Below are 9,278 nucleotides of genomic sequence, written 5' to 3' on the forward strand. Positions count from 1 at the left end.
TATCAAATTTAAAGTTTTAAAAAAAAAGTATTGAAAGAAAATCTATTCAAACCGAACAAGATTTTCTACATCATTATAAACAACATCCAATCCGCACATTGACGGAACATAGTTTGCTGCTTTTGCTGAATTCACACCAATTACTTCAAAGCCCATATCTTCAATAGGTGCTACAACCATACAAGTATCACAGACCACATTACCTCCTGCCTTTTCAATGGTTTCGGTATAGCCCATCCTATCAGCAGTTGCTTTTACACTAACAGATGTGCAAATCCATAATTTGTTTTTAATAGTTTTTCCTTTAACAATGTTAGCTACGTTTTTAATTTCTTCCAAAGATGCGTGAGGACAACCTAAACAAATTAAATCAGGGTCCCTGTCAGTTGTAGTTAATTTATCACGGGTTTCAAGAATTTCCTTTTCAGATATAAACATTATATCTTCCACATCATCTTCGCCGGCGACATTCGCTTCAGGAGTAACATCTTCAACATGATAAAGAGCTACTGAACCTGATGATGCTAAAGCTGCACCTAATGTCTTTAAATCATTATTATTTGGAATATTTTGAAGTTTGAAGTATGGAACTCCACCGCCTACAACTTTTCCAATAACATAACCTAATGCTCCAAAGTCAGCTCCTTTTAATTCAGTTGAAACATTGACAACAAGATTAGCTTTCCTGTTCTGTTCCAAATGAAAACCGTATAAAGGAGTTTTTCCGACAATTGCTGCTGCAAGTGCTGCCGGTCCACCTTCACGATTTGTTCTGGCACCGATAACAGAATTTCCATATGCAACAGCAGATGATTCAGACCAGGAAATATGATCTCTGAATCTTGGAACATTACCAACCAAATACGGAGTGCAGGTACAGGTTTTTGCTATTCCAAGGTCACCATAAGCATCAACAATCTGATTCTGTTTAATTGCAAATTCACGAGGAAATCCTAATTCTTCCCAGTTATCTAAATCAGTTCCAGGAGGGTTTAAAGATGCATTAACACTAGCAACACCCAAACCATCACCGGCCAAATCTTGAAGATATTCTAAACCAGCTTCACCAATGGTTTTATAAGAAACTCCGGATACTTGTGCAGAAGTAATATCCACTAACTTAGAAGCACCGTAGATATCACCTAAAGCAACCAGTATATCCATACTTTTACGAATAGTTTCTCCAAACTCTCCGTCACACATTTGTTCTTCTTTTTTTGTTAAAAACATATTAATCATTTGCTAATTGATATTCAACCATCTCATCAACCAAGTGCAAGAAATTATCTTTGCTTTCATATGGAATCATTGCACCTGCCGCAATATCATGACCTCCACCATTTCCACCAAAGTTATTTGATGAATCCTGTAAGGCTCTTCCTAAATCAACACCTTTTGCAACCATGTCCCTTGTTGTCCTACCTGAAATCTTTATATCTTTATGCAATCTTGACATTCCAATCACAGGTTTGGAATCATCCAACAATTCAACAGACAGACCTATACTTGCAATAGTTCCCATGACAGCCTTTAATACCTTATCTTCAGAGTACAAATACTGAATAGCATTTAATTGTTGGGCCCCTTCTCTTTTAATCCATTCAAGCCCTTTGACTATTTGATCACGGTACAGTCTTTGTAATTTTAAAGCAGCATCCAAGGCCTGGTCTCTTTCACCAAGAGCTATGCTTAAACCTAAACCTTGTTTTTTGTTTTTGCCACATGCATCAAGAATATATGAATATTCTTCTAAATCTCGAAGTATAGGAACCTCTTTTGGCACAGTATAACAGTCACCGAAAATATCGGGATTGATATCCATAAGTGCATCTTTCAAGAAATCCTTTTCCTCATCCTCAAGGTCTGTGAATTTGATTCCGTAAGATAAATTTCTTTTTTCTAGAAATTCCTGAGCACCTTCCAAATCTCCACTAATACCTGGAAGAGGTGGTGAAAATGTATAAGCAAGGGATTTATAAATAGGTTCCGAAGCTTTTGAAACAATTTTCAAACCTTCATTAATTTCTAAAACCCCACTTTCCAAAGCATCCTGAAGTATCATCTGATTTACTCCAGTGAATCCTCCTTGGCCTTGCATATCTCCAAAAGCACCAACTAACGCAAAGTAAGCCAAATGTTTTTTTCCAAGTTCACGTACCGCCAAATAGCTAGAACCCGCCCCACATAAATCCTTACTTCCATCTATATCAAACAAATGAGGATTTATGTGAACAACATTACTTTCAGCTTCAGTGTCATTGACCTGATGGTGATCTGCAATGATTACATCATGCTTATAAGTATTAAATTCTTTTACAAATGCACTACCCATATCTGAAAATATGAATAAATCATATTTTTCATGTCTTAGTTGATTTACAATATCTTCCTTAAGACGAGGAATACAAGAAGTGTGGAATTGAACATTTTCTTCGGCTAAAGCATTAGCTATAACCGCTGCGGATGAAATTCCATCAGCATCATTGTGAGAAATTATTCTAATAACACTATCATTTTCAATGTGCTCACGAAGCACACCAGTAGCTTCCCCGGCTCTATTTAACAAGGAGTGCTGCTTCTTTTGGATTGTATCTCCAACCTTCTGGTAATGCTCCTTCACTTACATAGTAAGAAGCTAATTTTCTGATTCTTGATTCGATGATAGTTAAACCTCTTTTTGAATGTAAGTCTTTAGGATTTTCTTCTAAGTGGTCTCTGATATTAACAGCTCTTTTAATTAAGTTTAATAAGTCTTCTGGGTATTCACCAGCTTGACCATTTCTTTTTAAGATTTCGGTGATTCTTTCACCAGTTACATCTTTTACAGATGGAATTCCGTATTGGTCTCTTAATACAATACCAATTTCGGAAGTACTTTTACCTTCTCTGTTAAATTTTAAAATCATTTCTTCAATTTCTTCGTCACTATAAGTTACCCATTCTGGTCTTGCCATAATATAACCTCTATAAATTTTTAAATAATTACAATGCTACTCTTGACTAGAATACCATTCTATAAATTTTTTTAATGAATTTTTTCTATGTGAAAATTGGTTTTTCTCATCAGTTGTAAGTTCACCAAATGTTTTACCTTCGCTCGGAACATAAAAAATTGGATCAAAAGCAAATCCTAAATCTCCTTTTTCTTCAACTGCGATTTCACCTTTGACCTTGCCTAAAAAAGTCTTGGGCTCAGAATTGGGGGCACAGTACCCAATAACTGACCTGAATTCGGCATAACGGTCTTCAGTATCTGCTAATAACTTTAAAATTCCTTGATTTCCTATTGTATCTTGAACATAATGTGAATAGGTTCCAGGAAAATCATTCAAAGCCTTAATGAATAAACCAGCATCTTCAACAATCACAGGTTTTCCAAGTTCACGACAAGCATATTCTGCGCCTGATATAGCCACTTCCTCAAGAGTTCCTTGAGGTTCAGTGTAACCTAAATCAATATGCTCTAATGAAATGTCATAATCTTTGAAAATATTCTCTGCTTCTATAACTTTATGTTCGTTACCAGTTATAAATGTTATCATAAAAATAGTATGAATAAAATTTTTTATATAGTTAACTAATGAGTATATCTTCCCCTTGATTCAATATCAGAGATTTTATTGGCCATTTTATCATTAGAATATCCTTTTAAAACACAATCAAAGTATTTTACTGCTAAATTATAATCAATACTCTGTAAAGATTTCTTTAAAACAAGTAAATCAACTGCTTTATCCTCATCCATATTTGAATATCTTCCAAGACCAAAATCAATGAAAACCAGTTTATCGTCCTGAAGCATTATATTTGAAGAGGTAATGTCTCCGTGAATTATATCTGCATCATGAAGTTTTGAGATTTCCTGACCAATTCTAAAAGATAAATCCTCATCAATGACATCCTTAACCATTACACCATCAATTTCTTCCATCAGGATAGATTTATTTTTCAAGTCAACATCATATAATATTGGAGTTTTAACACCTGTCCTTTTAGCATCGGACAATAACTTGGCCTCTTCCTTAGTTCTTGCTTTTCTAATCTTATTGTCAATTTCCGGAACCCTGTAGCTTTTTGAAATTCTGTCTTTCAATACAGCTTTTTGACCCAGATAACTGCTTTTGACAATATTTGACTCAGCTCCTTTAGCAATCAAATCTTCACTCAATTCCAAATAAGATTTGGAGTTGTCAATCCACGGAATATCAACTTCATCAGTTCTGAACTTCTGAATAATGCCTGTTTCGGACAAATCCATTGGTCCGAACTCTCTACACATCAAAAGTCCCAACCATGCAATCATTACACCATTATCCCCACACAATTTCATTTCAGGCATGTAAAATTTGGCTCCATGCTCTTCAGACATTGTTTTAAGCATCTTGCGCAATCGTGAATTAGCTGAAACTCCTCCACACAACATCACTTCATCTTTTTGAGTGTGAGACAAAGCACGTTCTGTCACCTCAACAAGCATTGAAAATGCAGTTTCCTGAAGTGAAAAACAGATATCTTCCATTGCAGTTCCTTTTTGAGCTTCCCTTAAAGCAGCAGACAATAATCCGGAAAAAGAAAAATCCATTCCCTTAACGACATAAGGCAAATCAATATATGAACCTTGTTTAGCCAATTTTTCAATTACGGGTCCGCCAGGATGTCCTAATCCAGTTTCACGTCCAAAATGATCAAGGCAGTTTCCAATTGCAATGTCCAAAGTTTCGCCAAAAATCCTATATCTGCCACTCTCATATGCTATTACCTGACTATTACCACCACTTACATAAAGAGATACCGGATTGACAGCACCAGTATCCAATTTTCCAACTTCAACATGACCAATACAATGATTTACACCAATAATTGGTTTATTTAAAGATAAAGCAAGACTACGAGCAGAAGTAGCCACAATTCTTAAGGCAGGACCTAGACCCGGACCCTGTGAAAATGAAATTAAATCTATATCTGAGTAAGACAACCCAGATTCATCAATGGCTTGAGGAATTAATTCAGGAATCCATCTTGCATGATGTTCGGCAGCTAATCTAGGATGAATTCCACCTTCTTCCGGAAACAATTGTTTTCCAGCCATGGCCAATATATTTCCTTCACTGTCAACAATACCTACACCTGTTTTTTCTGCGGTTCCTTCAATTCCCAAACTTATCAAAATAATCAACTGAAAAATTTAATTAATTAGTATATTACTAATTAAGTATATAAAAATATTTTTTAAATTTAAAAAACAAAAGTGAAAATATGGGATTTTATAGTGCTAATACATTAGAACAAAAAAGAGTTAAACAGTTAACTGGAGACATTAACATTCATGATATGTTCAAAAATGAATGTAAAGCAAGAGGAATTCCAATTTACAATGCATATAACATTCAAAAAAGATTAATTCATGAAGTGGAAGAAGAACAACTCGTCGGTGTTGACAAAGTAGATGAAAGACTGATGGAATTGCTTGACGAGAGAGGAAAAAACAAAGTGACACACAGATACGTTGATTTCGTATCAAAAGAGGACAGTGCATCCAGAGGAGTAATTCCTGCAATGCCAAAACAAGAAAATAAGCTTCCTCCAAAAGATCAAATTAAAATCCCTCCAAGAGCAAGAGACGGACAAACATTCAAAACAGACAACGAATTGCCTGAAAGGGAAATGTTAATAAAAATAATGAATCAGAATAAGAAAATTATTAATCAAAACAAGATTATCATTGAACAATTGAAAAGATTAGGTGAAAAAGATGATTGATGGAATTACAACCTACGGATCAGACGAATTAACAAAAAAATTACAAAACTGTGATGATCCAGTATTTATACTTACAATCGGAACAACTGAAACCTCCCTGATTGATGGAATTTCAGGCGCAGGACCTTCAGCCGATTTAACTGAATATACACCTGCTTCCGATGTTGAATTTATGGTTCTGGGAGAGGTCAGATGCTGTGATGCACCTGCTGAAACTGTAGTGGGAGATGCTGCGGCTCCGACCCCTGCAAGACTGACCAAAGCATCACTCCAACTTTCTGAAATACCATTTGTAATAGTGGATGCAGGTTCCAAAATTAAACCGGATGTGGAATACTTAAGTTTTGGAAAAGAATATGGAAGAGATATTAGAACCGGGAAAGGAGTCTTGAATCCACTTGAAATATTTGAAAATGCAAAAGATTTAGGTGCTGAATTATCAAGAAGACACGAAATGCTTTTAATTGGTGAAAGCATAGCTGCAGGTACAACAACTGCATTAGGAGTTCTTAGAGCACTTGGCTATGAAGCTAACGAAAAAGTAAGCGGAAGCATGCCTCACAATCCTCATGACATGAAAACAAAAGTCGTTGATGAAGGGTTAAAAAATGCTGGAATCAAACCTGGCGAAGCTGATGCGATGCAGGCCATTGGTGCTGTAGGTGATCCAACATTGCCTGCAATAGCCGGTTTAGTTTTAGGTTCTGATATTCCAATAATTCTATCAGGAGGAACACAAATGGCTGCAGCCTGTGCAATTATAAAATCAGAACAGCCTAACTTTGATTTTTCAAGAATTAATCTTGCAACAACCGTTTATGTAGCCGGTGATGAAACTGCAGATTTATTCGGTATCTTAAAACAGATTGATGACAACATTACAGTTAATGTGGTAGACCCTAAATTTGAAGAATCAGAACATGAAGGTTTAAGAAATTATCTGAAAGGATTTGTTAAAGAGGGTGCGGGTGCTGGCGGAGCAATGTATTCTGCACTTGTTTCAGGAAAATCTGTTGAAAAATTAAGAAGAAAAATAGAAAAAGTATGTGAATAGAGATTAAATAATCTCTATAATCTTATTTTTTAAAATATATGAGCGATTGTGCCCATAAAGACAACAATACCCACTATCCAACAATAGTAAGCAAATATATCCAAATTTCTTTTTTGAATTAATTCAAGCATCCATTTAATAGCTGCATATCCTGCAATAAATGCCGCAATAAAACCTAAAATTATCGGCAAGAAATTTGCATCCATTGCAGTTCCGATATCCTTAGCCTGCAATAAAAATGCGCCAAGAATTGCGGGAATGGACAAAATAAAACTGAATTTTGCAGCAAATTCTTTATCCAAACCTATAACAAGACCTGCTGCTATGGTAGTACCAGAACGAGAAAGTCCCGGCAATATTGCACATGCCTGCCCCAATCCCATAAATAATGCTTCTTTTTTACTTACATTATGGAAATTTATATCTCCACTTGTCATCCTTTGAGATAAGAATAGAATAGTACCTGTCACAAATAAAAAGAATGCCGGGACATAAAGTGCACCTGAAAACAGTGCATCTACGGAATCTTCAAATAAAAATCCTACAATACCTACAGGAATTGTGGCAAGAATAACATACCATGCAAGCCTTTTATAAGGGTCTTCGTAAAAACCTTCCTTGAATCTTCCATGAATAATATCCAATAAACTTAACCACCAGGAATAAATCATTTTAAGAATATCTGCACGGAAGAACCATAAAACTGCAAGCAGTGAACCTAAATGAAGAAAAGTATCGAAAGCAAGAGAGCTTTCTACCCCTAAAATATTTTGAATAAATACCAAATGTGCTGAACTACTAACCGGTAAAAATTCAGTCAAACCCTGAACAATACCAATTATAATCGCCTGAAGTATATTCATAGATTACACCGCTCAGATATAAGATAACCAATTGTATTTATCTTCAGCTTTAGCTTCAACAATGTCAAAGAAAGTTTTTTGTAATTTTTCAGCGATTGGTCCTCTTTTACCAATACCTATTTGTCTGTGATCAATTGAACGAATTGGTGTTACTTCAGCAGCTGTTCCTGTAAAGAATACTTCATCAGCAGAATATAATCTTTCTCTTGAAATTACTTCTTCAACAACTTCATAACCTAAATCACGGGCTACAGTCATTATTGAGTCTCTTGTAATACCTTTAAGATTAGAAGAAGACATTGATGGAGTGAATAATTTTTCTCCTTCAACAAGGAATATGTTTTCTCCACTACCTTCAGAAACGTGACCTTCATAATCAAGCATTATAGCTTCATCATATCCGTGCTCAATAGCTTCAAGTTTTGCCAGTTGAGAGTTCATATAGTTTGCACCACATTTAGCAAGAGCTGGGAAAGTATCAGGTGCTGGTTTTCTCCATGATGAAACACCAATGTCCACACCATTTGCCATTCCTTCTTCACCTAAATATGATCCCCATTCCCAAGCGGCAATAACTACATTTACAGGACAGTTTAAAGGATTTACTCCAAGTTCCCCATATCCTCTAAATACGATAGGGCGGATGTAACAACCATCTAAATCGTTTACGCGAACGGTTTCTAAGATTGCTTCTTCAATTTCTTCTTGAGTAAATGGAATATCAATTTTATAAATTTTTGCAGAGTCGAATAAACGTTGTACATGCTCTTTTAAACGGAATACTGCAACACCATTATCATTTTTGTATGCACGAATACCTTCAAAAACACTTGTACCATAATGGACAACATGAGAAAGAACGTGAATATTTGCATCTTTCCAATCAACCATGTTTCCATCTATCCATATTTTACTAGCTGTATCATCCCAAGCCATTTTATCACATCATATTTTCTTATGTTATTTTAATATATAGTTATTAATTAATTAAATTTACGAAATGTAAAATTATATCAAAAAATAATTTAAAAGTTCAGAATTATCAAAAAATAGAGCTTTAACATTAAAGTGTTGAAATTTGTAAAAAAAATAAAAAAAGTAAAAGTAGCGTTATGCTACTTATTCTGGTTTAGAGATTAATTCAGTTTTACAGCCTAAGTTTCCTTCTTTCATGTGAGGAGTTCTTAAGACAGTATCATTAGATTTTTCAATTTCTCTTGCTTCTTGTGCTAATTTAGCAGCACATGCAGCCATTTCGTGTGCAGCAGCAACTAATGGGATGAAGTTTTCGAAACCTTTGGTCATGAAACAACCTTTCATGTCTAAGTTTGCGACTGCTCCAGCCATTTCGTATGCAGCAATAGCTTTTGCTTTTGCATATGGGTTAGCAAATTCAGCAGTTTCTACAGCTTTTTCAGCAGTGATTATGAGTTTAGGTAATTCAATTTCACCTGCTTCAGCTTGTTCAATTACACCGTCAATGGTTTTTTGAACTAATCTTAAAGCACCAGTTTCTGCGAGTACTTTTAAGATGTCAGCGTTAAAGATAGCCATTTCAGTTGGGTCTAACCATTCTCTTTTTGCACCAATCATTGGGTCAG

Annotated in this window: 10 protein-coding genes; 2 read left to right on the top strand and 8 right to left on the bottom strand. The window is 35.2% G+C overall.

The genetic code is table 11. From position 1 onward, the window contains the following. Positions 1–42: 42 nt before the first annotated feature. From Q0P94_RS02855 to Q0P94_RS02875, 5 genes are read right to left on the bottom strand one after another with little or no spacing between them, the layout of a single operon-like run. Entirely contained in the window at positions 43–1,230 is a 1,188-nt protein-coding gene (locus tag Q0P94_RS02855; protein WP_295113595.1) for an aconitase X catalytic domain-containing protein, read from the bottom strand. Between the two features lies 1 nt (position 1,231). Then, positions 1,232–2,566 (bottom strand): DHH family phosphoesterase, encoded by a 1,335-nt coding sequence (locus Q0P94_RS02860; protein WP_295113597.1) that lies wholly within the window; start codon positions 2,564–2,566, stop codon positions 1,232–1,234. Next, positions 2,556–2,954: a 30S ribosomal protein S15 gene (locus Q0P94_RS02865; RefSeq protein WP_295113600.1), complete on the bottom strand. Its 399-nt coding sequence runs from the start codon at positions 2,952–2,954 to the stop codon at positions 2,556–2,558. Before Q0P94_RS02865 ends, Q0P94_RS02860 begins: the two co-directional genes overlap by 11 nt. Positions 2,955–2,990: 36 nt before the next feature. Further along, positions 2,991–3,542: an XTP/dITP diphosphatase gene (locus tag Q0P94_RS02870; RefSeq protein WP_295113602.1), complete on the bottom strand. Its 552-nt coding sequence runs from the start codon at positions 3,540–3,542 to the stop codon at positions 2,991–2,993. A gap of 35 nt (positions 3,543–3,577) precedes the next feature. Beyond that, positions 3,578–5,176 (bottom strand): bifunctional N(6)-L-threonylcarbamoyladenine synthase/serine/threonine protein kinase, encoded by a 1,599-nt coding sequence (locus Q0P94_RS02875; RefSeq protein ID WP_295113604.1) that lies wholly within the window; start codon positions 5,174–5,176, stop codon positions 3,578–3,580. 80 nt (positions 5,177–5,256) lie between these two features. Here Q0P94_RS02875 and Q0P94_RS02880 point away from each other — a divergent pair, with 80 nt between their 5' ends. Both Q0P94_RS02880 and cobT read left to right on the top strand, forming a co-directional pair. Then, complete coding sequence (locus Q0P94_RS02880) at positions 5,257–5,760, top strand: hypothetical protein (RefSeq protein WP_295113606.1); 504 nt, start codon at positions 5,257–5,259, stop codon at positions 5,758–5,760. After that, the gene (gene cobT / locus Q0P94_RS02885) at positions 5,753–6,814 is read left to right on the top strand and encodes a nicotinate mononucleotide-dependent phosphoribosyltransferase CobT (RefSeq protein WP_295113608.1); all 1,062 of its coding nucleotides are present in this window, start codon (positions 5,753–5,755) and stop codon (positions 6,812–6,814) included. Before Q0P94_RS02880 ends, cobT begins: the two co-directional genes overlap by 8 nt. A gap of 29 nt (positions 6,815–6,843) precedes the next feature. On the opposite strand, the gene uppP is transcribed toward cobT, so the two are convergent. The 3 genes from uppP to Q0P94_RS02900 all read right to left on the bottom strand — a co-directional run. Then, complete coding sequence (uppP, locus tag Q0P94_RS02890; RefSeq protein ID WP_295113610.1) at positions 6,844–7,677, bottom strand: undecaprenyl-diphosphatase UppP; 834 nt, start codon at positions 7,675–7,677, stop codon at positions 6,844–6,846. Positions 7,678–7,689: 12 nt separating this feature from the next. Then, positions 7,690–8,613 (bottom strand): branched-chain amino acid transaminase, encoded by a 924-nt coding sequence (locus Q0P94_RS02895; protein WP_295113612.1) that lies wholly within the window; start codon positions 8,611–8,613, stop codon positions 7,690–7,692. A 183-nt stretch (positions 8,614–8,796) separates the two neighbouring features. After that, on the bottom strand, positions 8,797–9,278 hold a 482-nt coding region (locus tag Q0P94_RS02900), incomplete at its 5' end, for a F420-dependent methylenetetrahydromethanopterin dehydrogenase (protein WP_295113614.1).

It is taken from the genome of uncultured Methanobrevibacter sp., assembly GCF_946184425.1.
In the GTDB taxonomy this organism is placed as follows: domain Archaea; phylum Methanobacteriota; class Methanobacteria; order Methanobacteriales; family Methanobacteriaceae; genus Methanocatella.